Origin of the sequence: Vibrio sp. V19_P1S1T109, from assembly GCF_002241375.1 — a bacterium.
GTDB lineage: Bacteria > Pseudomonadota > Gammaproteobacteria > Enterobacterales > Vibrionaceae > Vibrio > Vibrio anguillarum.
In genome coordinates this window covers 1-23289 of record NZ_NDIM01000223.1, presented here as the reverse complement: position 1 = coordinate 23289, position 23289 = coordinate 1, and the positions used below count along the sequence as shown (strand labels likewise).

Genomic DNA, 23289 nt, shown 5'->3' with positions numbered 1-23289 from the left:
ACAAAACACCCAGCGATTGTTCCACGACTTCTGTTGGAGATCACCGAGGACAACCATTTCAACGTGGACGAGTTGAAGTTAGCCATGGAAAACTTACAGCGACTGAAACAGCTAGGCTTTAAAATCGCCATTGACGATTTTGGCACTGGCTACTCGGGTTTAAATTTTATCCACCAACACGACTTCCACACTCTCAAAATTGATCAAGTGTTTATTAAAAGCTTGCATCAAAATTCAGCCATTACTTCGGTGTTAGTGTCGATGATTAAACTAGCAAAGCAATTGAACATGCGGCTGATTGCTGAGGGCGTTGAGAACCAAGATCAGGTGAGAGAATTAGAGCTGTTGGGTGTACGTTACATCCAAGGTTTTTATTATTCTGAACCTATGTCTGTGGATGCTTTCTTCCAATTTACCCTGTCCGCCAAGCAGATCGCACACCGCTAATCACGCGATCAATCGAACGGCGGTTTAAATTCAGTTACGACTTAAATTGAGCTTGCAGCGCACGGCTGACGGGTAACTTATCATGACCAATCAAGACGTACATTTTACCCGTGAACTCTTTTTTCACTTTATCTATCTTGGCAACATTCACTGCCGTTGAACGGTGGATTTGCCAAAACTGATTCGGGTCAAGCTGCTGCAGCAACTCTTTCAATGAACTGCGCAGTAAGAACTCCTGCACTCCAGAATCACTCTTTACGTATATGGATAAATATTTGTCTTCAGCTTTGGCGTACAACATATCCGCCACCGAAATCAGGTGAATATCTTCACCTTTTTGAACTTTTAACCAGCTTAAAAACGACGGCGATGCCTGTTGGCTTATATGCTGTATCTGCTGTAAAAGGGTTTGCAAATCAGGTAATTGTCGCTCAGAAGAATGCTCGGCTAATCTTAGCTGCAACTTAGTACAGCACTGCACTAAACGCGCTTCAGAAAGCGGTTTCAATAAATAATCCGCCGCATTGGCTTCAAAAGCTTGAATGGCATACTCATCATAGGCGGTGATAAATACAATCAGTGGTGGCTTTGCCAAACCAGCCAATTGCCTTGCGAGCGACATACCATCCATTTCTGGCATTCGAATATCAATAAAGGCCACCTCAGGCTGATGCTGCTCGATCATGGACAATGCCACGCGTCCATTTTCGGCTTGCGCGACAATATCGAGCTCTGGCCACACTTCTCCTAATGCACGGTTTAAATGATGCCGCAATAACGGTTCATCATCAGCAATAATAGCGGTCGCAGAGACAGTACTCATGTGGCACTTCCTTGTAGTTGGTCCAATAATAGCCGCTTTATTCTAATCGTTGCCGTCACGCCAGCATCATGATTTTGGGCGATAGTGAGACACGCATCATCAGCGAATAGGCCGCTTAAGCGTTGGCGAATATTATCCAACGCAATACCATGTCCTGCTGAAAGAGCACTCGGCTGCAATCCAATGCCACTGTCACAGACACTGACTTCAAACCACTCGTCATAAATTTCACTTTTGATGGTCACTTTCCCCCCCGCGGCTTTCGGCTCAATACCATGGCTAACAGCATTCTCAACCAAAGGTTGTAACAGCATCGGCGGCAAAGGAATGTCATCCGCTGCGCCAGGCATTGCAATCTCATAATCCAGCCGATCACCTAAACGAATTTTTTGAATACCCAAATACGCATCGACTAAATGTAACTCTTCACGTAGCGTTGTGGTGCGATTGCGGTTACTACGCAGCGAACCACGCAATAAGTCGGTTAGTTTTTCGAGCATCATTTGCGCTTTATGAGGCTCAGAGCCAATCAACACGCTGATATTGGCAAGCGTATTAAATAAGAAGTGTGGTTCAATTTGACTTTGTAACTGCTGCAACTGGCTCAAAATCAAGGCTTTCTCTTGTTCAGATTGACGCCGTTTGGAGGCTTCTAGCGCTTTTTCAGCAATCAGCTTTTGTTCATGCGCGTAGAAGTAGAAAAAGCAAACGCCAGTAAAAACGAAACCGAGAAAAATCACCGGTTTCATTGCTGAAAAATGACTAAAGTGCGCGTATTTACTAAGCCATAAATAAGCATGTAACGTACCGAAAATCATCGACCCCGTGAGCGAAAAAACGTTCACTAAACGTGCGGACAACTGCGGTGCGAAGCGACTCAGTAAGTGAGCAATGGCCACTGCGCTGTAACCGTAGCCAAAGCTTATTGCTAAGTGCAACGTGATGTCACTGGGCCAAATGGCCTGAGTGGTAAAGGCGATCACCACACAAAACAGCGAAGTAAATAACAAGCTTTTGGCAAGATTTCGAATCTCAACTTTCTCGCACATTAGAATTTCCCTTTCATATTTAATAGAATCATATGCTTATCTGGTAAGTTTGCATATGTAGAGTCAGCAGGCCCAGTCATAAAACGTGCGGCCAGTTCGATTTCGATAGAGGCTGTACCCGAATCGTACGCTGAGTAATTGAGCCATTGGGTAGCGATCACGCCGCCATCTTGCGGTGCAATCAGCACATCAAGTGTCGGCACTAAACCTTGCAACCATTCAATACTCTGGCTCCACGGCCAATGACGCCAAGCTTGGCTATCTAACGAAGCATGCAACATCACATTATGCTGCACGAGATTCACGTGGTTATAGCCTTGTACGTAAGACCAACCTAACGCTTGATTATGCTGATAACGAACCGAGTCCGCGTTAGTCTGCGCTTGTTGCCACTGCTCTTTTCCCCAACTGCGACTGTCGAACCAATATTCTGCAATGACGCTTTGCCCATCACTTCCCGACCAGTTGAACCCTACCAGTGCCTGATAGCCTTGCGTTCGTGATTCAAGAGCCATGCGCGATTCAATCTCTTGTTGTTGAGAGTAAGCTGCTTGAGCCAATGCGCTGGGCCGTTGGTACGCTAAATAATGACGCTGATAGAGCGCTGACGCATGCACTTCCCATGCGTCAGTGAGCACAGTAACAAACGAGCTACCCAGCACGCCGCGTCGAACGTCATCATAGTAAGCAATCGCCTGCCATTCGGCATTGCCCATCAACTGATAACGCCTTACGCCCGCCCCTTGTTGTTCGGTCATTTGTTGTAACTCGCTGCCTTGCTGCTCTGTCCAAGAGGAATCTGTATAAAAAATCGTCCATTCACCTTGCTGATCATAATAAGAAGCAGAGAGCGTTCCGGCCCCCTCTTCTACCTGAATACCGACCGGATTGCGGCGATAAGGCTGAAAGAGATCAAGCGGACGATAACCGTAGCCCACTCCCCAATCCAAGCGCACTTTTCCTAGTGTCAGCTCAAACGGCACATCAGCCAGCACTAGGCTGCCTTGCCAAAACAGTTCTTGTAGAATGAACTCGCTGTCGGCGTGCTGCTGTGCATCGCTACTCCACAAGGCGTTTTGTTTGATAGCCACTAGACCCAACCAGCCATGCCACCTCATTTCTACATCCAATAACGCCTCAATCTGCTGCGTATCGCGCGCTTGATTACTAGGAAAAAAAAGGCTGTCGCGATGCGCCGTGGTGGATGCGCTCATTACCCAATCCCAATCAAAACTGGGGGCTTCTGCCCGCGCAGCTAAGCTCAATACGCTAGTTAAAAAAGCGAACGCAACACGCTTCATCTCATAACTCCGATAAACTGTTACGAGTCAGATAGGCGGGGTTGTAATATTTTTCATCTAGCTCCATGGGCTCGATGTGTTGATACTCAACCACCGTTTTTTTGGTCGGTTGAATTTGATCAAGCAGCGTCATACTGGTTACGCGCATTCGTCCCTCTTTTTCACCAGCGCGAAACCAAGCCTGCTTGGCCAGTTTTCCAGAGCGTAAATACAAAGAAGCTTTGATTGGGAAATCGTTCTCTTTATCCAACCATAAGATAATTTGCTGGTAGTTCGCCCCTTCTGTGACAGCCAGTAATGACAACTTATGCGTCAGGTAAGGTTGACCACTGGGTGTTTCTATCTGCTCTTCACCCATCAATTGACTTTGGTAATCCTCGCTCCACGTCAGTGTTGAAATATCGCCCACCGAAGCCTCACCAAGCAGTTTTTGCATTGGCGTAATACGAATAGGGCGGCGGCTTTTTGGCATCAACAACCAGTAGTTTTCATCGAGCATCAGCATTTTTTGCCCCGCTTCAACGGAGGATTTGAACACCACTAACGAGTCGCGATTGGCTTTGGTATACACGTGATATTGACGCGTTTTATCGAGCTCACCACGTTCATAAAGCGACACCAAGGAGACGACTTTGGCCGCGCTGTAACCAAGGCGATATTGGTCGGCGTTTTTGGTCATTTGCCCTGCATCCAGCGCCGCCCAGCCAGCGGCCGAGTAGCCACCGCTAAGCGTGATCAGTAATAACATTATCCATTTATACATAAGCCAGTGCCTCCGTGATTGGCTTGTTGACCCCTTTGCGTGCCGACAACCAAGCCGCTGCAATACAAATGCTCAGTACGCCAAACGCACTCAGCAGAACCAATTCCCATGAAAAATAAATATGCAAAGGATACCCTTCCGTGCGTCCCGGTGGCGGTGGCATTTGCACATCGACTACCATCAATAACACGCTTGTTAGGGCATTGAGCGCCGCACCCACCAGCGTACCTAAAATGGCTAGCAGTACGGCTTCGCGTATGAAGCTGGCGACGATTTCATTTGGGTAAGTGCCAAGCGCCGACAGCGTTCCGATTTCCCGTGTTCTCTCCGTGACCGACATGGTTAAGGTGTTAAATAGCGCGACGAAAACCACCAACCCCATCACCAAGCCCATGATGCCGAAGATGCGATCGTAAAGATCTTTTACTTTTTGATAAAAAAACGCGCGCTGCTGCCAAGGCGTCACTTGAATCGCTTGGCGAAGGCTCATTAATGACAGTTTGTTTTCAACCCAATGCCGCATGGTTTCTGTCTGTTCGGTGCTGAACAAAAACAGCGATAAGGTGCTCACTTTATTCGAAGCTAACAGCTCAGAGGCCGATTGAATGTGCAGATACAATTGGCGTTTATCCAATTCAGGCACACCCGTGGAATAGATGCCGTGCACTTTGAAATCAACCGCGTTGAGCGCGCCATCAGCGGTACTGGTCAGTAAAGTAACCCAGTCGCCAATCGACACGTTTAAGTTTTTGGCGAGATCCACCGCCAGCATCACTTCCGGCTCACTCGCATCAAATCGAGGGGAGTCAATGTTGGACAAGGTTTTGCCTTGGCGAACGTCCAAAAATGGCCCTTTCATATCAAACTCTTTATGGTTAACGCCGGAACCGACAAAAATGGTCGATTTGCTACCGTTAGAGACCAACCCGCTAAACTCAATGCGTGGCTGAATGCCTCGTATCCGCTTATCGTCGATTAATCGCTCAACAATCAACGCACTGTCGGCAATCCCATTAGCCAGTGGTGACTCTTCATCTTGCTCAAAAAAGCCCGGTTGGCTGAGCGTTAAATGCCCGGTGTCGCGCGCAGTGGATTCGCGCAGTGCTTGGTAAGTGTAAAGGCCAAATCCTCCGGCGCTGGTCAATGCGAAAACAGCAATGGCAATGATCAATACCGAAAGCAGGCTGCGGCGGCGATTACGCAGTAAGTTCAGCGCCGCCATACGCCATTCCATAGAAATCAGCTTGCCCATTTCATCGCCTCCTGAATCACTTTGCCATCCACAAGCTGCAAGGTTCGGTCGCAGCGGTTGGCCATGCGCGCGTCGTGCGTAGCCACAATAAAAGTGGTGCCCATTTCGTGTCCAAGGCTTTTCATGATGTCGATCACCACATTGGCGGTATGGCTATCTAAACTGGCGGTAGGTTCGTCGGCAATCACCATTTCTGGGTTATGGATCAGCGCGCGCGCAATGGCTACGCGCTGTTGCTGACCGCCTGAAAGGTGATCCGGCCGGTGGTGAGCCAGCGTTTCTAACCCCACTTTGGCCAGCATAGTGCGCGTTAAAGTACGCTGATCGCGCAGGCTGTAGCCGTTTAGCGTCAATGGGTAAGCAATATTTTCCGCCGCTGTCATCACCGGAACTAAGTTGAATTTTTGGAAAACGAAGCCTAATTTTTTGCGGCGCAGCGCCGCCGCCTCTCTTGGATCGGTTGGGTAAGGGTAACCCGCCAGTTCAATGTCACCTTGGTAATCTTGATCAAGCAGACCCAATATATTGAGCAAAGTGCTTTTTCCCGAACCTGACGGGCCGCACAGCGCTAGCATTTCACCTTGTTTGACTTCGCCATTCACCTCGCTCAACGCCAGCAGCGGCTGCATACCTAATTGATAGGTTTTACTGATCTGTTCAAATCGTAGCATTTTGTTGCCCTCCCTCATTCGCTTTTCAATTCATGCGTTTTTTCAGTCAATCCGTTTTCAATCAACACATTTGTAATCAAAGCCTTGGCTTGGATGATTTGCGGATGCTCCGCTGGCTGGTTGTCAACTTGCTTACCTTGCTTCTGATGAGTTTGCATCTGGGCAAGCCATTGCTCTGCTTGAGGAATGTCGTTGGCACGAAGGGCGGCTTGAATGGCGTATCGATAAACCCAAGCAGTGGCGGCAAAAGGTTGTGCAGTCAATTCGGGTTCAACAAGAAGGTCGAGATACAAATCATAACCACGCTCAAAATGGTTGAACATATCGGGCAGTGAGGTGTAAGTCGCGGCCGAAACCGCGCGCGTTAAATAGCTATCCGGCAGCCCCATGACGCGCTCTTGTTCAGTAAGCGGCTGCGGGTGATTGCTGAGTAAAGTCAGGCCTTTGTCTATGGTGGCCAAGCCTTCTTCGACGTATCTCATCTTATTCCAAGGCATGAATGCATCACGCCCTTGCAGGGTTTGTGCACTGCCCAGATAAGCTAAGCTGAGCGGTTTGGCCCCTTGCTGTTTAATCAACTGCTCTAGTTGGTGAAGCACAAGCTCCACTTTGTCACTGTCGCCTTCGGCCGCTTGGTTGTACTGCATAATTAAAGCGTCGCTTGGATTAGCTTGAACAGCCGTGATGCTTAGCAGCAACCCGACACTGAGTAGCAGTTTGCGAAGTGAGCGTGAATAAGAAAATGTCGTCATCATGATGGTCCCTTTCATTCGTTGGTGATGAAATTTGCTTGATGACGACAGATTACGCAGCAAATAGGCCAGATGCGCCACTTTGCGATAAAGGGGGATTATGCAGCGTTAATGGCTGGCTGGATGACGTGAATGGGAAGTAGACAAAAAAACCAGCCACTGAGGGCTGGTTGGGAGAGTGAGATTAAAACCTAATCGTAATACTGAAATAATAGCAATACGAAAAGCGTATCGCGGGGCAAAAACATCTGTTTTCAAAAGCATCTGTTCCAAAAAGCACCTGTTCCAAAAAACATCCGCTCTATGGCACGCCATGCCCTTTGGCGGCGACCCAAACCCGATACCACTGCTCGCGGGTCAGTTCTAAATCAAGCGCAGCAATTGCCGCTTTGACGCGGTTAATCTTACCAGAGCCAATAATCGGCAGCGGCTTAGAAGGCAGACGCAATACCCAAGCGTAAATAACCTGATCAATACTGTCTGCGCCGATTTCTTGGGCGATCGCTTCTAGCTCACTGCGCACGCGTTTGGCTTGTTCAGTCTGGCCGTTAAAAATCTCGCCGCCAGCTAAACAAGACCAAGCCATTGGGCGAATGCGCTGCGTTTGCAAATGATCCAAGGTACCATCGTGCACCACATCGAAATTGAGCGGGTTCATCTCCACTTGGTTGGTCACTAACGGTTTACCTAGGCGAGATTGCAGCAGCTCAAACTGGCGCGGGCTGAAGTTAGATACACCAAAGTGCTTCACTTTGCCCACTTTGCGCAGTTCAGAAAACGCTTCGGCGACTTCATCGGCATCCATCAAGGCATCTGGGCGGTGGATCAACAGCAGATCGATTTCGCTCACACCAAGTCGTTCCAGCGAATTATTGACCGACTGATAGATATGCGCAGAACTGGTATCGTAGTGGTTTATCTTACGCTGCGGCGTTTTTGCGCCACACAAATTGATGTCGCACTTAGTGACGATTTGGATCTGCTCGCGCAGCGCGGGCTCCAGCGCTAAGGCTTCACCAAACAGTTTCTCGCACTGGTAGTTACCATAAATATCCGCATGGTCAACCGTGCTAATGCCCAATTCAATGTGCTGTTTTAAAAACGTTAAACGCTGTTGTGGCGTCATGCCCCAATCTGCCAAACGCCAGTAACCTTGTACTAGCTCTGAAAAATCTGGCCCTTGCGGCGCGATTGTTACTTTAGCAACCATTGGTTGTCTCCTTTGACTTAATTGCCGTCATCCTAAGCAGGTTTCGATGACGGCTCAATGAATCTACCGAATAAGTTAAGATTACGCGCCGAAGTTGTGAGATTCACTACACGTTGACAATTTATATCGCTGGAAAATTCATCGCTTCTACGCCCCCAAACCATGCTTTGTGATCAACGCCAAATTCTTAAGGCTTAGGCACAAGAATGATGTCAACTTCTCTCTCTGCTTTTATTGTTAGCGATGAAGCACCTCGCCCTACAGCGACTGACGATAATGCAAAAACGAATCACCCTAACCCATGAAGGCCAAGGATAGAGCATGAAATTCTCCACGTTAACACTCGCACTTTGCGCTGCCGCGCCTGTTGTGTTTGCCGCGCCCAATCTGACCATTTCGACCACCACGACTAGCCGCGACTTTCCGCTGGATGCGAAAACGCCTTTAGTCATTCCCTTGACCAAAGAAAGCTACACAATAAAAGTGTCAGGGATTGAGGGCCAGTGCAGCGCGCCAGCTCAGCAGAGCATCAAATTCAACGCGCCCATTGCTCTCAATTGTGGGCAAGAAACCGAACTGCCGCTGACGATACGTTTCACTGGCGATTACGCCTTCGCTTATGATGACGAGCAGCAGACCTTAACCTTTGTCCGCCAAGCCAAAAAATCCACTACTAGCAAATTTAAACGGCCGATACCGAGTGTTTCGTGCGAGCAGTACCAAGGCGGCGAAGTGACCTTACAACTGGGCAATACGTTCCTCGATGGCACACTACTAAAAGAGACATTTACCGGCCAAATCCTCAGCGTGAAAAATAGCCAAGTCACCTTAATGCCGTCACCAACCAGTGGTGGATTGGTGCTGCTTGCCCCCGCAACGGATGCCGCCAGCGAACCCTTTACCTACCGCAATGCCACGATTTACTTTGTGATGGTGGACAGATTCAACAATGGTGACCCAAGTAACGACAATAGCTATGGCCGTAAAAAAGATGGCAAAGAAGAAGTGGGCACTTTCCACGGTGGCGACCTAAAAGGTGTGATTGCCAAACTCGATTACATCAAAAGCTTAGGCACCGACGCGATTTGGCTTTCGCCGATTGTGGAACAGGTGCACGGTTTTGTCGGCGGTGGTGACAGTGGCTCGTTCCCTTTTTATGCCTATCACGGTTACTGGACGCGTGATTTTACCAAGATCGATCAAAATTTTGGTTATGAGGAGGATCTCAAAACGCTGGTCACTGAAGCGCATAAACGAGGCATAAAAATCTTGCTCGATGCGGTGCTCAACCATTCCGGCTACGCCACCTTGGCTGACCTGCAATTTGATCAGATTGAGGTGGTTAATCCCCAAAATTTACCGCAAAAATGGGTTGATTGGATGCCGAAAGCTGAAGAAAACTGGCACAGCTACAATCAATCCATTGATTATCAAAGCGCCAACTGGTCGCAGTGGTGGGGCAAGGATTGGGTTCGCGCTGGGTTGCCCGGCTACCAGAAACCCGGATCTAGCGATATCACGATGACGCTGGCCGGCTTACCGGATTTTCGCACTGAATCAACACAAGCGGTGACGCCGCCGCAGTGGCTACTTAATAACCCCGGCACTCGCGTGGTAGCGCGCGAACAGTATAGCGTTGCCGATTACTTAATTGAGTGGCAAACCGATTGGGTTAAACGCTTTGGTATTGATGGTTACCGCGTCGACACCGTAAAACATGTGGAAGGCGAGGTATGGCGACGCTTAAAAAGCGAGGCATCACGCAGTTTAGAAGCTTGGCGCGAGCAAAACGGGCAGCAAGGGCAACCCTTTTGGATGATGGGCGAAGTATGGGGCCATTCAGCTTACCGCAGCCCCTATTTTGATGATGGCTTTGATGCACTGATCAACTTTGATATGCAAAAAAGAGTCGATAAAGGCGCAGCCTGCTTAAGCCAAATGGCGATGGTGTACCGCGACTACGCGCAAACGCTAGCGAAATACCCAGATTTTACCCCCGTGAGCTACCTCTCTTCTCACGATACCGAGCTGTTTTTTAGCCGTTTTAACTCCTTTGAAATGCAGCGTAATGCCGCCAATGCATTGCTTCTCGCACCGGGTGCGGTGCAAATTTACTACGGTGATGAAGTCGCACGTCAAGTTGGCCCTTACGCCGATGATTTTCACCAAGGCACGCGTTCTGACATGGTGTGGTCACTGGATGAAGAGCGACAAGCGCTGCTGAAGCATTGGCAAACGCTAGGCCAATTTCGTCAATCACACCCTGCCATTGGCGCAGGCATTCATCATGAGATTGAACAGCAAAATGCCTATCTGTTCTCTAGAACGTTAAATAATGACCGTGTCGTTATTGCTTTTGTTGGCCGTTAAACCCACCACAGAGGTAGTTGCAAACACCATAGTGACTGCCTCTGTTTCTTCACCATTTTTTTGGTCAAATAATTTAAACTCACCCACCAAAACATCAATATTATGAACGTGTTGAAGCATAAAAATTAACTTTAGCACAAGCTAAACCAATTACCCTGCCAAATAAGCACAACTCTACTGGTCATACCAAAACTGTCAACTTTTCATTTGATTTACAAATACTTACACACTATCATTCGCCGCCAATTGAAATAAAGACATCACCTCCTTTGACATATCAGCAACACAAAATTAACATCTCGCATTGCAATGCCACTACCATAACAAGGCCTTAGGAGGTCGAGAATGATCATCAAACCCCGCACGCTACTCGCGCTATCAATATTGACAGCGTTTAATGTTCACTCTGCAGGCTTCCAAGTGGCAGAGCATTCAGCCTCAGGGCTAGGACGTGCTTTCTCTGGTGAAGGAGCGGTGGCCGATAACGCGAGTGTGATTGCACACAACCCCGCAGCCATGACACGGTTTGATACGACGCAGTTTTCTGGTGCACTGTCCATCGTTGACCCAGAGGTTGATGTATATGATGTGAAAAACCAACAGAAAATGAACGATGTTGCGCCACTGCAAGTCGTTCCCGCGGCTTACTACGTCAGTCCAATCAATGAAAAATGGGCTTGGGGGATGGGAATATTCACTACTTACGGCGTAGCTACAGACTACCCTAATGATATTTATGCAGGTGATCTTGCAGGCGATACTTCTCTTCTTTCTGTCAATTTAAACCCGAATATTGCCTACCGTGTTAACGAACAGCTTAGTCTCGCTGCGGGTATTAACCTCGTCTATGCCGAAGCAAAACTGACACGACATAAAGGTGCTTTAGCCGTATTTACTGGCGGCTCTGCCTCTGACAACCTAGTCGGAATGACTGGCGAAACCGTGGCTTTGGGCTGGAACATAGGTAGCTTATATGAGTTCAACCAAAACCACCGTGTCGGTTTTGCTTACCGCTCTGCTGTTGATCTGGATTTTGATGATGGTGAGTTTTCAAGCTATAGCTCAGGTGTTGCAACAAACGCTGTTGTTGAAGGACGTTTAAAAATCACGCTACCTGCGATGTGGGAAGTTTCCGCATTTCACCAACTCACTGATAGCGTGGCGTTGCATTACGGGTACCAACGTACCGACTGGAGTTCATTCAAAGAGTTAAAAGCAACGTCATCACAATGTACCAACGGAGAGTGTTTTTATAAATCTGAAAAGTATGAAGACAGTGGCCGTTGGTCATTGGGTTCAACTTATCAATTAAACTCGACTTGGACACTACGCGCCGGTTTTGCTTTTGATGAACAAGCGGGCGAAGCCACATTGAGTATTCCAGATAGCGACCGTTATTGGTATTCAGCAGGCGTGAGCTACGTGATCAGCGACTCGCTATCCATTGATGCGGGTTTTGCACTGGTGAAAAGTAAAAGCGGCACGTTTACCGAAACCAACAAACTCAATGAAACATTGACGTTTGAATCGCAAGGGACTGCTTACCTTAGCGCTATTCAACTTAACTACACATTCAACTAAACTCAGGGATAAGTCATGCTTAAAACAACATTCAAAATATCGCTGCTCTGCTCTGCGTTATGGTTAGTCGGTTGTGGTGATGAAACGAACAGTTCGGGAGCAAGCACAACACCCACTTACGAAGCCTACATTCAAGACGCGTTAAAACGCGACACCAGCATAAAATTCACGCTCAGCGGCGCAAACGCAAACGTACCACTACCCTCTTTTGCACTCATGAATGCCAAAGACGGCACGTTAGAAATTCCAACCAAGGGTGATGACGCCTTAACCAATCCAGTCGCCGCTATGGGTACCATGGATGGTTGGTCAACATCAATGCCACTGTTTTTAGACTTTGAAGGCGTAGGATTGGCTGACGGTCTTATCTCTAACGGTATTTATTTAATTGAACTGACCGACAGTATGATTGGCAGCCCAACGGTTAAAAACGTGCTGACATTGAACACCGACTTTGCTGCCATCGCCAGTGCCAGCAGCGATAAAATTGCGATCGTGCCAAACAAAGCGCTCAACCCTGCCAGTGAATATATTTTAGCCGTGACAGATGAGATTACCGATGTGAATGGCAATATTGCAGGCACATCCAGCAGCTACGCCGCGTTGAAGTCCAAAGTGAAAATCTATACCGATGATAAGCTAGGGGCATTACAAAAAGTGACCCAAGGCGTGGAAAGCATTTTCGCTTTGGCAGGGGTGGATCAAACCAAGATTATTTATTCAACTTGGTTTAGTACTCAATCTGTTGGTCAGACACTTTACAGTGTGAAAGGCGCCACCGCCGCAGGCCTTGCAACGACAGATATTGGCAACATTTGGAAGCAAGGTGCGAACCCAAACAACCTTAATTTGAGCGCCGCCTACACCATGAGCTTTGGTGCTACAACCGATTTTGTAACCGCACTTGATAACGATGCAAATTTTCAAACTTACATTGGCGCAGAAAAAACAACCGCTAAAGCGTTTATTAAAAATGAATACACCAGCAGTTATCACGTTAATGTCACGACTGGAACGGTTAAGCTCCCTTATTATTTAGAGCAAGGAAGCAACTGGAACTCACAGCCGTTTGAATCAGCAATGCCAAGTTTGGCCTTGATTAAAAATGCTTTGGCAGATGACAATGAAAAAGCCACCATCGCCAATCAGCTCATTGCTAACAATATCGACGTGACTCAACTAGCAACCAGCCCAAGTGAACAGCTTAAACTGGTGGGTTTGACCCTCACAAAGTCTGATGGCAGCCCACTCGATCCTCAGCGCATCATTACACGCTATAGCCCTGTACCTAAGGTGAAATCGTTAGAAGACGTTGATTTCTTACTGTTTACTCCTAACGCGGGAACAAACTGGCCGATCGTGATTTACCAACACGGTATAACTTCTGTTAAAGAAGATGCGTACTTCACAGCAGCACATTTAGCCAATGCTGGTATCGCCGTGATTGCCATTGATCAACCACTGCATGGTGCTCGCAGTTTAGATGCACAGCGCTCAGCTAATGCCGATATTCTAGCGTACCTCAATTTGAACAACTTGGCCGTCGCTCGTGACAACACGCGTCAGAGTATCTTAGATATCATGGGGCTGCGTGCGGCCATTACTTACTCACAAAGTGCAGGGTTGTTTGTTGGTTCCCAATTAGCAAACGCAGACAATACCGCGACGACACCACCAAAATTCCTTGGCCACTCATTGGGAGGAATCGTCGGCTTAAGCGCTGTCGCGAATGCGAACCGCACTATCGGTGATGCTAATGGTGATGCGCTGTATAAATTCTCTGGAATGGCCATTGCAAACTCAGGTGGTCAAATCGGTAACTTGTTAATGGGTTCAGCAAACTATGGCCCACTCATTAAACATAATCTCGCCTTAAGTGCGAGCCCCAAATACAAAGCATTCGCCGAGCAATACTGTCCAGGGTTAACAGAGAAAGTTTGCTACACCACGTTTGAAAACACAGCCTCTGCCTCAGACAAAGCGGCACTGCAAAGTCAGTTGGATCAATTTACCTACGCGACTCAAACCTTGCTCGATACTATGGATCCATACACAAACGCAAGTTACCTAATCAGTGGTGGAACCGCGACAATCCCTACTTATTTATTGCAAGTGGCGGGAGACGAGAGTGTGCCTAACAATGTCACAAATACACGTGCAGGCACCGAACCCCTAGCAATACTATTGGGATTAGCCAACGCAGTACCCTCTGATGTAATCACTAATACGTCTAAAGTCTTCGTAAAAATGGACAGTGGTACACACACAACCTTTCTCGCACCACAAGATACGGCCGATGGTGTGCTTCGCGCTGGAGCGCTATCACAACTGGCTATTTTCTTGAACTAACCGAGTAAACAGCCTGTTTACTTATTCAAACAGCTTCCTTATTTGGAAGCTGTTTGAATTCTCCATCTGCCCTATCTCAACAACTATGGATCAAATCTTAGGTGCTGCTGAAGTAAAACAAAACACCGATCGTCATGTCAACATGACATGACTGATCGTTTCCCTGACAGCGTAAGTGGCGTCATTTCATAACACTTATTCTTCAGCCACCAGCAAAACACCAAATTCAAAATTCGGTGCGTAGTGGTAAATTTCGCCATTGACGGAATCAAAAGACCATACATGACCACTCGCTAAATGGGGTGATTGGCTCCATAAATACGACAAGATATTGCCTGTTTCATACTTAAAGCCTTGGGCAAATGCTCTGCTATTCATCGCTGGGCCAAAACACGCCATTTCAGTCAATGACACTAACTCTTTAATATTCGGCAATCGCCATTCGGCTTGGCTGGCAAATTGGTGCAATGCATGTCGGCTTTGAGGATGGTTGATAGCCGCCACTTCTTGCAAAGCACTTTGCCAACGAAACCCGGTCGCTTCGCCATCACACTGCTCCGTAGCGGCATTCCATGTTTTACCAACTTGGCAACGCATCCACGTTAAACCAGTGAGCTTATCTTTGATCGTCCCCTGCTCGCTGTAGACATAGCGCGTGTTGGGTGCGCTTTTCGTCATATCAGGAGAACACTCTTGGGCGACGCCGACAGCAGAAAAGATCAAGCAAGAAGCCGCGATTAAATGAGATTTCATTGGTTGTTCTCCTTGGTTGCAACAACTCGAATCGGCGAGACATAAGACGGGTCATTGTCCGCCGCCGTACTGCTGGAGTAGAGTTCAATTGGGCTACGTTCCCCTTTGGTTGCACCAGACAGCGCCGTGTAAAGATATTGCATCGAACCATCGCTTTGAAATTGAGAGGTATTGAGATAAGCAATGCCAGAAGTCCACGTATGCCCATCAAAAAATTCGGTGTTCTGCGGCTGATGCGGGAAATAGTGCTGGTTGAAACCAACTGCATCGTCACCCAATTCGCCTAAATCGAGCATCATGTATTGCTCGCTGTTGGTCGGTAAACGCCACGTTTGTAACCCACACAATTTATCTTGATTGATACGATTGATGTAATCTTGCGTAGTGCAAATAGTATCACCTGCCGCCTGACAGGAAGCAGCCGTCACATCTTTTGCAAAAGGGATAAACTTGTCGGCAATTTCTAATGCAAACAACCGTTCTTTATAGTTCAAAGACGCGGCATCTTCTGACTTCACTTCCCAAATAAGTCCACTGTAAACATCTTTAACGCATGACCAATCGCTCGCTTCAGCCTCAAGTTCATTGCCAGTCGCATCTAATTTGATGAACGCAAAGCTCTTACCCGTCACGCCATTTTTGGCGGTAATATCTAGGCCATATTCAGCATCTTGACCGGGATAATCAGCATCAGCCCGCGCTTGTGCGCCTTGATCGGAATAGAACTGAATAATGCCCGTGTCTTGCAGAGGTCGCTCTTCCGATACTTGCGCCATCAATGTATTAGCATATTCGGTCATCTTTTCGCCAGAAACGATCTCAGAGGCAATCAGTGGTGTGTTTTTTGCCATGGTTTGCCCAAGCGTTGCCAGCAAATCAATTCGTTCACTTGCTTTCGCTTTTTGGAGCAACACGACAGCATTGGCATCCAATATTGCCAATGCTGTGTGGCTAAAGTTTTGTGAAATATCACCATTCACTTCAACGCCTAATTGCAAAAGCTGCTCGGCAAGCAAGCGATTCGCTTCTTTCTCCGTATTTCCATCCAGCATAATGCCGGCAAAAATAGAACTCACACCGTTGAGGATGTTGCCACTGCTTTTGCCCAATGCGGGCGCAATCAGGATCGATGATTGGCTGGTTTGGCGACTTCTCGTCATGACACTAATGCCAGTAGAAACGTCAGCCACAATAGGAAAACGGTAGATTTGAGTGCTGTCACTCGTGAGGGTGTAGCGCCCTTGGCTATCGGCTTGCGTGCTGATTTCGCCCACATCACAGGCAAAGTTTTGGTTAGAATCAATGCAGACAGTGGCATCAAGTGCGACGTTTTGCGCTTGAATTTGCCCGCTAATTTTATGGCTGGGTAAAGATGTATTAGCTACATCTCCACTTCCACCGCCACCACAACCAGCCAGTAAAAGTGCCAGCGAAAGTGTTGAAAGTCTTAAGTGCATAGTTATGTGTTCTTCAGTTTAAGTGAAAAAATAGCCAACAAATTACGTCGTCTTATAGCGAATGCCGCGAGAGGAAGTAATAAGAGCAGTGAAGTCGAACCGCCACCTGTTTCAGGTGAAAGTGCGTTGGTCACAGGTTGAGGGCATTGATAGCCCGCTAGGCGGCCTACCCCCCATTCAATCAAGGTGCCGGAATTTCCCGGGTTGTAGTCAACCACTTCCAAACGCCAGTAGCCGCTTAGGGCTTCGCCTTGTAAAGAGCCCAATATGGCATCATGTGCCAGCACCCAATAGTCATCAAAACCATTGATGGCCGATGGTGCTTGGTTGAGTAATTCGACGCGTGTCCCTGCGGGTGAAATTAAGGTAACGCGCAGCTCTTGTAGCTCTGGGTGCGATAACTGCAGGCGAACCACAAAATCTTCATCAATCAATGCGTTGCCAACATCGATCGTCAAGCCATAGCTCTTAAATCCGGACGTAACCGTGTCTGTACTGTCAATACTGGCGTCTTTCAATACTGAATGTATCGCTACTGGCGGCGTTGCAAGCTGTGGCTTACCCACGATAAACGATAAAGTTTGCTTGTCAGATTGCATCGCAAGGTACGGTTGATATTGATAACTCGATTCAAACAGTAGAGTCTGTTTGACTCCGCAGGTGTAGGTGGTTGGCAGCGCGATGCTCCATTGCTGCTGCTGGAATTTTTCGCTAGCGAAAGTAACGGTTTCACCTTGCAAAGTGGCTACCGTTTGTAAACTTGCTTGGCGATTCGTGGCCTGAATGTGCACGTTCAGCGGATCCGTTGGCATCACAAATCGACGTTCCAACAGGAATTTGAAGGGTTCTTGGACTAAGTTATGTTGCTTAAATTGCTGTAATAGCATCGCATCATAAGCGCGATGCGGGTACAGCTGTTTGGCGGTATACAGCATGCTTTCACTCAAATCATGCATTTTTAGACCACGACCTAAGCCGTACATTGATTCAAGAACAATACGGTCAAATTCAGCAAACGCTTCTTGACCGTACTCATTCACGGCCTGTTTCAGCGCTTGAAATAAAGGGGTAGACCACAATTCGTCACCCAACTCACCTGCAACACTTTCATGCGCTCGATACTCTGCGGATGCAAAATATTTTGCCCGTTGATTCCACAAACTGCGTGTCGAAATACGAGTACCAAAATAGCCATCCCAATTAAACACGGTGTCAATTTCGAACGCTTTTCCTTGTGTATACTGGCGGCGAAAACTGTGCGAACCCGCCCAATAGTCACCAAAGCCTTCACCAATCGCGCCCGAATGTCCATAAGCCCAATCGGGAACGATTTGATAATGAATTCCATGCCCAAGCTCATGGGTAACCACGTCGGCATCTAATGCATCGGGCGAGCCCCCAACACCAAACAACACTGCTTTCGGGCCAACATAATAAGAAGAGTTGTTGCTAGATAAACCTCTCGCATCAAACCTCACGGGTTCACTAAACAAGGAAAAACCGAGCTGTTTGGTATAATCAATCGATTGATCAAGATGGTAAAAAGCCATCAGCTGTACAAAGCGATCATCAAGCATGTCCATGGAGAGAATTTCAGCATCTGAGTTCCATTGCGCCACGTTTTCAGCGCTAAGTAAGCCAACACCGCTATCAACCCACTGCTTGGCATCATCTTGTTGCTGTATGGCGGTGGCATCAACTTGTCGTACTCGTTCATTGGCTAAGTAATATTTACCTGCACTTTGCAACATCTCGACATTCGCACTTTGGTAGTGCGGCTGGTTTGGGTAATCAGCAAGGTCATTCCACGCCGAATCTGGCGCAGGCAGTTGATCCATGGTTCTTAAATCGGGATCAAAAAGTTGCACATTGATGCTCTGCACATCTCCCGATGAGAGTGCAGGCGGTTCATTCGCCATCAATCGGCGGGGCGATTCGAGCTCTGCCGCTACCAATGCAACGCCATCTCGCTCGACCGTATTGTGCAAACTTTTGAACACGCGCGTCACTACGCCGGACTGATCGGTCGAGAGCACTAACGCTTTTTGCGGTTGGTATTGGCCGTTCTGCCATACATCAAAGTTGTAATGATTTCCCAGTAAACTCTCGGTTTGATAACGAAACTTCAGTGTCCCAACGTCAGGATAAAGCGAGCTCAAATACAGCTCAGCCGACTCTTTCGTTGCAATGGTCGTTTTCGCCAGTGGATAGTCCCACTCCCCCGCAAAGGCGGAATGGCTCAAGCATAGCAAGGTGCTCAGAACGATAATTTTTTTCATCTCTAGCTCCTAAAACACGTATTTAGCCGTAGCGGTAAAGTAACGCCCGGGCTCAGTGGAATAGAGAGTTTGACTTTGACTTACACCTGCGACGTCTTGGTAACGAACGTATTCACGGTCAAATAGGTTCATGATGTTGAGGCTCACATCAAGGTCACGCATCACTTGATAACTCACGCCAAGATCGACCGTAGACCATGCCGACGTTTGCGCGCATTGCGCTTTACGGCCGATATCATCAGAGCATGCTGGTGCTCGATCCATTGAGCTCGCCCAGTTCCAACGTGCGTAGGCATCCCAATCTTGCTGCTGGTAATTTAGTTGTCCATTTCCTTCCCACGGCGTGATGGTACGAACGTATTCATCTTGATCATCTTTGCCATCCACATAACCCGCTTTGAACGTGGTTGACCAATGTTGATTCAGTTGATGGGCGAAGGTGAACTCCACGCCATACGTTTCGACGCCATTAATATTTTGGTACTGCTTGATCCAAGCGCCTCTATCGCTATCAAATCCCACATCTTTGGTGTCCATGAAATTGTCAAAGAGAGAGTAAAAAACCGCGACATAAGCTTGAGATTGGCCATTATCGTATTTTGAACCCAACTCAAAACTATCACTGGTTTCAGCCTGTAAATTCATGTTAGGCGCGATAAAAAACGGCGTCAGTGGAACAAAGCTGTGGTCTGCCGCACCGTAGGCTTTGTCATAGGTCGGAGCGCGGTAGCCGTGGTTGTAACTGAGGTAACTGTTGAATGATGGCGTCCACTGGTAAGCTACGGATGCGCTCGGTGACCATTCACTGGTTTGAATTTCACTAACAGCAAAACCAGCAATAGGTTGCTCTGACTGAGGAGTAAGGTTATTCAAATCAAAACGTAAACCAGCGCTAAATGTCCACTGGTTAAGGCTGAATCTATCTTGCAAATAGACGCCCAAACCATAGGCCTTCGCCGGTGCAAACGGAATAATATTTTCGTAGGTTTCCCCATTGGAATCCTTGGTATCCACGTGACGAGGGCGTTCATAACGATTGGTATTAAGCACTGCACCGTAAATAAATTGGTGTTCGATGTTGTGGACTCGTGCTGCTTTTTCTAAATCAACCGATAGCCCTATCAACTGATCAGAAAAACTTTCATCGCGTCTCTCACGACGAAATTCAAGGGTGTCGAAAAAGGCATGTTCTTTGGTCAATAAGCGATTGGTTTGAGTATCACTTTGACTATCACGCCAGTAAAGCTTGGCGTCCACATGGTCTGCCCAGAAAGAAAGGGTATCTAATTGCACCCCCAATGATGCCGATAAGGTTTGGTGCTGTTCCTGTTCAAAAAATTCTTTGCTTTCCCATTTGTCATCGCGTTGAATGGAAGCAATGCCTTCTTTGCGGATGTTTTCATCTTTATAGGCGTTAAATTTTGCACTGAGTAACAGCGAATCATTGACCATGTGATCGTGAGCTAACGATGCACTGAATCCTTCAATATCTCGGTTATAGAGATCTTGGTTAAAGTTGCGTGTCTCTTCACCTTGCCAATATGAAATGGTCACCAAGCTTTCACCATTTCCATTGCGCACCGCTAGCGTGCTACTGCTCTTATATTGATTACTGATGCCGGTGTAAGAGCCAGAGGCATCAATATAGAAATCACGTCCTTGCAAATAATCCGCCGGCGATTTTGTGGTGACAACCACAACGCCGCCGATCGCGCCCGAACCATGAATGGTAGACCCTGCCCCTTTCACAACCTCAATGCTTTTTATGTTGTCTAAGGCGAAAGTATTGCGGCCTACCTTATCGTTAATGTCATTGGCACCATAGCCGTCCGATGCGGCGACGCCATCTTGAATGATCGCAATGCGGTTGCCCGTCATCCCTCGAATCGTGATGTTTTGTGGCCGACCAGCGCCACCCGTAACACTGATTCCGGGTTCATGACTCAATACATCATACAGTTCTGTCGCGCCTTGTTTTTCAATGGTTTCACCGTCAATCGCTGATATTGAGCCGGCGACTTTTGACAGCGGCTGTTCTACTTTATTGGCACTCACCACCACTTCTTCAAGCTTGGTTAGGCTGAATTCGGCATGCACTGACCCTACCGCAAGCACGCTAAGCACCGCTGCGGTGATTGGAGAAAGCTTCATTTACTGCTCCGCTTTTTTGTTTTTATCTATGGTAAGAAGAAAGGCGTATTCCACGGCCTGTTGCTGTAGTGCCTTACGTGAATCGCTACTGTGCCCGCTATTGAAGTCCGTCCATAACAAGTAAGGCCCGCTACCCGTGCTCATCAGCGACATTTTTTCTATGTATTTCGCGCCTTCCCAATAAGGGACACGGTTATCAAACCACCCGACACGGACGAGGGTTGGCGGATAAGGTTTGGCTTGAATATTGAGTAGTGGGTCATAAGCTTCAATTGCTGAGCGTTGCAATGGCTGGCTAGGATCTCCCCACTCTTCTCGCTGCTGCACCGAGAGTGAAGAGGAGTCTTCTGTGGACATGCTTCTAAGCACATCCACAAAAGGCACTTGCAGCACCACTCCAGCAAAAAGTGCTGGGTTTTGATTAACCGCGGCCGCAACTAAGGTTCCACCAGCGCTGCCGCCAATCGCATAAATAGCGCGTTGGCCGTTATTAAAATGCTGCAATGAAGAGGCGACGTTCAGGAAATCTGAGATGCCTATTTTTTTCAGAATGCCAGACCCAGCGCGGTGCCATGATTCACCGTGATAACCACCACCGCGCACATGAGCAATCGCATAAATTACGCCTTGATCCAATAAACTGATCACTTGTGGCATAAAGTACGGACGCATAGTGACGCCATACGCGCCGTAGCCATAAAGAAAGACGCTGGACTGTGCGCTCAAGGTGTCTTTTCGGTACGCCAAAGTGACAGGAATAGCCACGCCATCAACATCCACCACAATCTGTTGTGACTCATACTGTTCCGGTAAATAAGCAGGATAGTGGTCTTGACCCAGTCGCTTCCATTGTAAGCTTGCCACATCAAACTCACGCCAAACTCCTGCAGAAACCATCGACATTGAACGCACGCGCAGTTTATTGCTTTGCCAATCACCGTTACGAGAGACCCAAGCGACCTCACTTTCTGTTGCCAAAGGCTGTGATGCTCTCAACTTTCCATGCTGATCCATAATGGCCAGTTGAGAATGCTGTGCTTGGTTGGTTTTAACCACAACGCCAGCTTGATATAAATAGAAATTATCCAGCGTGGAATGATCATCTGGCGCATAAAAAAGCTGCCAAGGGTTTTCATTCATGCTCAGTAATCGACGGTAGAGTGCAAACTTGCCGTTGAAGTTACTATTGATGTAGAGCCAACCATTAGCAACGTCTGCGTAGTATTCAATACCCGGCTGTGCGGCACGAAGCGGAAGGCTTAAGTGAGAGCTGTTGGTCTCTAAAATACGTTGTTCACTGCTGTTCTCGTTGTTGACTTGCACGAGGGCAAAATGCGGATCCGCTGCCAAATAGAGAGACATGATCCACTGCGGATCAGCCCACTCCCATAGGGTTTTTGTCTGCTTGCTCAGCACATCATAGCGCTGTAATAAGCTAGAAGAACGGCTTTCTTCTGCCGCCAAAAAATAGAGGTATTGGCCATTTTCAGACCAAATAGCTTGGGTCGTTGCAGATTGGCTAAGCACGATTTCCTGCTTCGATACACGATCCACCAGCGTCAGCGTGTAGTGCTCTTCGCCAGTCAAATCTTCGCTTAATGCAATAAAGCGGTCCCCTTTTGCCACCGCCCAATTGGCTAACTGGTAATAATCTGATTGCTGCTGTCTTACACTGATATTGACCAAGCGCTCAATTGGGCTGTCTTCTGCTGTCTTTTTAACAACAAAACGTTCACCTTTAATTACTTGATCATGATAGTAATTTTGGTACTGGATGAGCCAAGGTGTCGGTGCTTTTACGCTCTTATTCTCTGACCATGTTTTGACTAGTGCATTAGAAAGTGGTGTGGCTTGATTGAGCCACTGTTGTGTTTTTTTATTGTGATCTTCAAGGTGTGCTCGAACCTTAGGCTGGCTACGCGAGCCATCTTCCAGCCACTGCAGTGACTCACCATAAGATGAATGAAAACAAGACAAACCAACAATAAAAGCAATGATATTGAGTAATTTCATTATGATCAGTGAAAACATAGCCAATTATTATAATGAGGCGCAGCTTGCCACTAAACGATAATGAGATC

The 23289-nt window shown here is 47.6% G+C and carries 18 protein-coding genes; 4 read left to right on the top strand and 14 right to left on the bottom strand.

The window, feature by feature from the left end; genetic code table 11:
* A partial coding sequence (locus tag B9J87_RS10875; RefSeq protein WP_141201569.1) for an EAL domain-containing protein occupies positions 1–447 on the top strand: 447 nt, incomplete at its 5' end.
* 34 nt (positions 448–481) lie between these two features.
* On the opposite strand, the gene B9J87_RS10870 is transcribed toward B9J87_RS10875, so the two are convergent.
* The 8 genes from B9J87_RS10870 to B9J87_RS10835 form a co-directional block, all read right to left on the bottom strand.
* Complete coding sequence (locus B9J87_RS10870; RefSeq protein ID WP_017048167.1) at positions 482–1270, bottom strand: LytR/AlgR family response regulator transcription factor; 789 nt, start codon at positions 1268–1270, stop codon at positions 482–484.
* Entirely contained in the window at positions 1267–2319 is a 1053-nt protein-coding gene (locus B9J87_RS10865; RefSeq protein ID WP_094150758.1) for a sensor histidine kinase, read from the bottom strand. Before B9J87_RS10865 ends, B9J87_RS10870 begins: the two co-directional genes overlap by 4 nt.
* A complete protein-coding gene (locus tag B9J87_RS10860; RefSeq protein WP_094150756.1) occupies positions 2319–3620 on the bottom strand; it encodes a hypothetical protein in 1302 nt (433 codons plus the stop codon). Before B9J87_RS10860 ends, B9J87_RS10865 begins: the two co-directional genes overlap by 1 nt.
* A 1-nt stretch (position 3621) precedes the next feature.
* On the bottom strand, positions 3622–4383 hold the full coding sequence (locus B9J87_RS10855) for an outer membrane lipoprotein-sorting protein (RefSeq protein ID WP_094150754.1): 762 nt from the start codon (positions 4381–4383) through the stop codon (positions 3622–3624).
* Entirely contained in the window at positions 4376–5635 is a 1260-nt protein-coding gene (locus tag B9J87_RS10850) for an ABC transporter permease (protein WP_094150751.1), read from the bottom strand. Before B9J87_RS10850 ends, B9J87_RS10855 begins: the two co-directional genes overlap by 8 nt.
* Positions 5623–6306: an ABC transporter ATP-binding protein gene (locus tag B9J87_RS10845; protein ID WP_176429515.1), complete on the bottom strand. Its 684-nt coding sequence runs from the start codon at positions 6304–6306 to the stop codon at positions 5623–5625. Before B9J87_RS10845 ends, B9J87_RS10850 begins: the two co-directional genes overlap by 13 nt.
* A 14-nt stretch (positions 6307–6320) precedes the next feature.
* On the bottom strand, positions 6321–7139 hold the full coding sequence (locus B9J87_RS10840; RefSeq protein ID WP_094150737.1) for a hypothetical protein: 819 nt from the start codon (positions 7137–7139) through the stop codon (positions 6321–6323).
* Positions 7140–7359: 220 nt separating this feature from the next.
* Complete coding sequence (locus B9J87_RS10835; RefSeq protein ID WP_094150735.1) at positions 7360–8268, bottom strand: aldo/keto reductase; 909 nt, start codon at positions 8266–8268, stop codon at positions 7360–7362.
* Positions 8269–8589: 321 nt separating this feature from the next.
* Here B9J87_RS10835 and B9J87_RS10830 point away from each other — a divergent pair, with 321 nt between their 5' ends.
* Entirely contained in the window at positions 8590–10638 is a 2049-nt protein-coding gene (locus tag B9J87_RS10830; RefSeq protein WP_094150733.1) for an alpha-amylase, read from the top strand.
* Here the strand turns inward: B9J87_RS10830 and B9J87_RS17780 are convergent.
* Positions 10597–10758: a hypothetical protein gene (locus B9J87_RS17780; protein ID WP_017049245.1), complete on the bottom strand. Its 162-nt coding sequence runs from the start codon at positions 10756–10758 to the stop codon at positions 10597–10599. The two genes, B9J87_RS10830 and B9J87_RS17780, sit on opposite strands and share 42 nt — an antisense overlap.
* 225 nt (positions 10759–10983) lie before the next feature.
* Between B9J87_RS17780 and B9J87_RS10825 the strand changes: the two genes are divergently transcribed.
* Positions 10984–12219 carry an outer membrane protein transport protein gene (locus tag B9J87_RS10825; protein ID WP_013868388.1) on the top strand — a complete coding sequence of 412 codons (1236 nt, stop codon included), beginning with the start codon at positions 10984–10986 and terminating at the stop codon, positions 12217–12219.
* 15 nt (positions 12220–12234) lie between these two features.
* Positions 12235–14568, top strand: coding sequence for a VolA/Pla-1 family phospholipase (locus B9J87_RS10820; RefSeq protein WP_094150731.1), 2334 nt, complete (start codon positions 12235–12237; stop codon positions 14566–14568).
* 195 nt (positions 14569–14763) lie between these two features.
* Here B9J87_RS10820 and B9J87_RS10815 read toward each other — a convergent pair whose 3' ends face one another.
* Genes B9J87_RS10815 through B9J87_RS10795 form a run of 5 tightly spaced genes read right to left on the bottom strand, consistent with a single transcriptional unit; the run spans position 14764 to position 23221 of the window.
* Complete coding sequence (locus tag B9J87_RS10815; RefSeq protein WP_094150729.1) at positions 14764–15321, bottom strand: Lcl C-terminal domain-containing protein; 558 nt, start codon at positions 15319–15321, stop codon at positions 14764–14766.
* Positions 15318–16778, bottom strand: coding sequence for an Lcl domain-containing protein (locus B9J87_RS10810; protein WP_094150714.1), 1461 nt, complete (start codon positions 16776–16778; stop codon positions 15318–15320). The genes B9J87_RS10815 and B9J87_RS10810 overlap by 4 nt, the downstream gene beginning before the upstream one ends.
* A 2-nt stretch (positions 16779–16780) precedes the next feature.
* Positions 16781–19057 carry a proprotein convertase P-domain-containing protein gene (locus tag B9J87_RS10805; RefSeq protein ID WP_094150712.1) on the bottom strand — a complete coding sequence of 759 codons (2277 nt, stop codon included), beginning with the start codon at positions 19055–19057 and terminating at the stop codon, positions 16781–16783.
* Between the two features lie 9 nt (positions 19058–19066).
* Entirely contained in the window at positions 19067–21208 is a 2142-nt protein-coding gene (locus B9J87_RS10800) for a TonB-dependent hemoglobin/transferrin/lactoferrin family receptor (RefSeq protein ID WP_047688743.1), read from the bottom strand.
* Entirely contained in the window at positions 21209–23221 is a 2013-nt protein-coding gene (locus B9J87_RS10795; RefSeq protein ID WP_094150710.1) for a prolyl oligopeptidase family serine peptidase, read from the bottom strand. It lies immediately after the preceding gene.
* Between the last annotated feature and the right edge of the window lie 68 nt (positions 23222–23289).

Excerpts from the sequence above, each read along its gene's own strand:
- B9J87_RS10825 (WP_013868388.1), top strand. The coding sequence starts at position 10,984 with ATGATCATCAAACCCCGCACGCTACTCGCGCTATCAATATTGACAGCG.
- B9J87_RS10830 (WP_094150733.1), top strand. The coding sequence starts at position 8,590 with ATGAAATTCTCCACGTTAACACTCGCACTTTGCGCTGCCGCGCCTGTT.
- B9J87_RS10870 (WP_017048167.1), bottom strand. The coding sequence starts at position 1,270 with ATGAGTACTGTCTCTGCGACCGCTATTATTGCTGATGATGAACCGTTA.
- B9J87_RS10800 (WP_047688743.1), bottom strand. The coding sequence starts at position 21,208 with ATGAAGCTTTCTCCAATCACCGCAGCGGTGCTTAGCGTGCTTGCGGTA.
- B9J87_RS10835 (WP_094150735.1), bottom strand. The coding sequence starts at position 8,268 with ATGGTTGCTAAAGTAACAATCGCGCCGCAAGGGCCAGATTTTTCAGAG.
- B9J87_RS10855 (WP_094150754.1), bottom strand. The coding sequence starts at position 4,383 with ATGTATAAATGGATAATGTTATTACTGATCACGCTTAGCGGTGGCTAC.
- B9J87_RS10820 (WP_094150731.1), top strand. The coding sequence starts at position 12,235 with ATGCTTAAAACAACATTCAAAATATCGCTGCTCTGCTCTGCGTTATGG.
- B9J87_RS10795 (WP_094150710.1), bottom strand. The coding sequence starts at position 23,221 with ATGAAATTACTCAATATCATTGCTTTTATTGTTGGTTTGTCTTGTTTT.
- B9J87_RS10860 (WP_094150756.1), bottom strand. The coding sequence starts at position 3,620 with ATGAAGCGTGTTGCGTTCGCTTTTTTAACTAGCGTATTGAGCTTAGCT.
- B9J87_RS10810 (WP_094150714.1), bottom strand. The coding sequence starts at position 16,778 with ATGCACTTAAGACTTTCAACACTTTCGCTGGCACTTTTACTGGCTGGT.
- B9J87_RS10845 (WP_176429515.1), bottom strand. The coding sequence starts at position 6,306 with ATGCTACGATTTGAACAGATCAGTAAAACCTATCAATTAGGTATGCAG.
- B9J87_RS17780 (WP_017049245.1), bottom strand. The coding sequence starts at position 10,758 with ATGCTTCAACACGTTCATAATATTGATGTTTTGGTGGGTGAGTTTAAA.
- B9J87_RS10815 (WP_094150729.1), bottom strand. The coding sequence starts at position 15,321 with ATGAAATCTCATTTAATCGCGGCTTCTTGCTTGATCTTTTCTGCTGTC.
- B9J87_RS10850 (WP_094150751.1), bottom strand. The coding sequence starts at position 5,635 with ATGGGCAAGCTGATTTCTATGGAATGGCGTATGGCGGCGCTGAACTTA.
- B9J87_RS10865 (WP_094150758.1), bottom strand. The coding sequence starts at position 2,319 with ATGTGCGAGAAAGTTGAGATTCGAAATCTTGCCAAAAGCTTGTTATTT.
- B9J87_RS10805 (WP_094150712.1), bottom strand. The coding sequence starts at position 19,057 with ATGAAAAAAATTATCGTTCTGAGCACCTTGCTATGCTTGAGCCATTCC.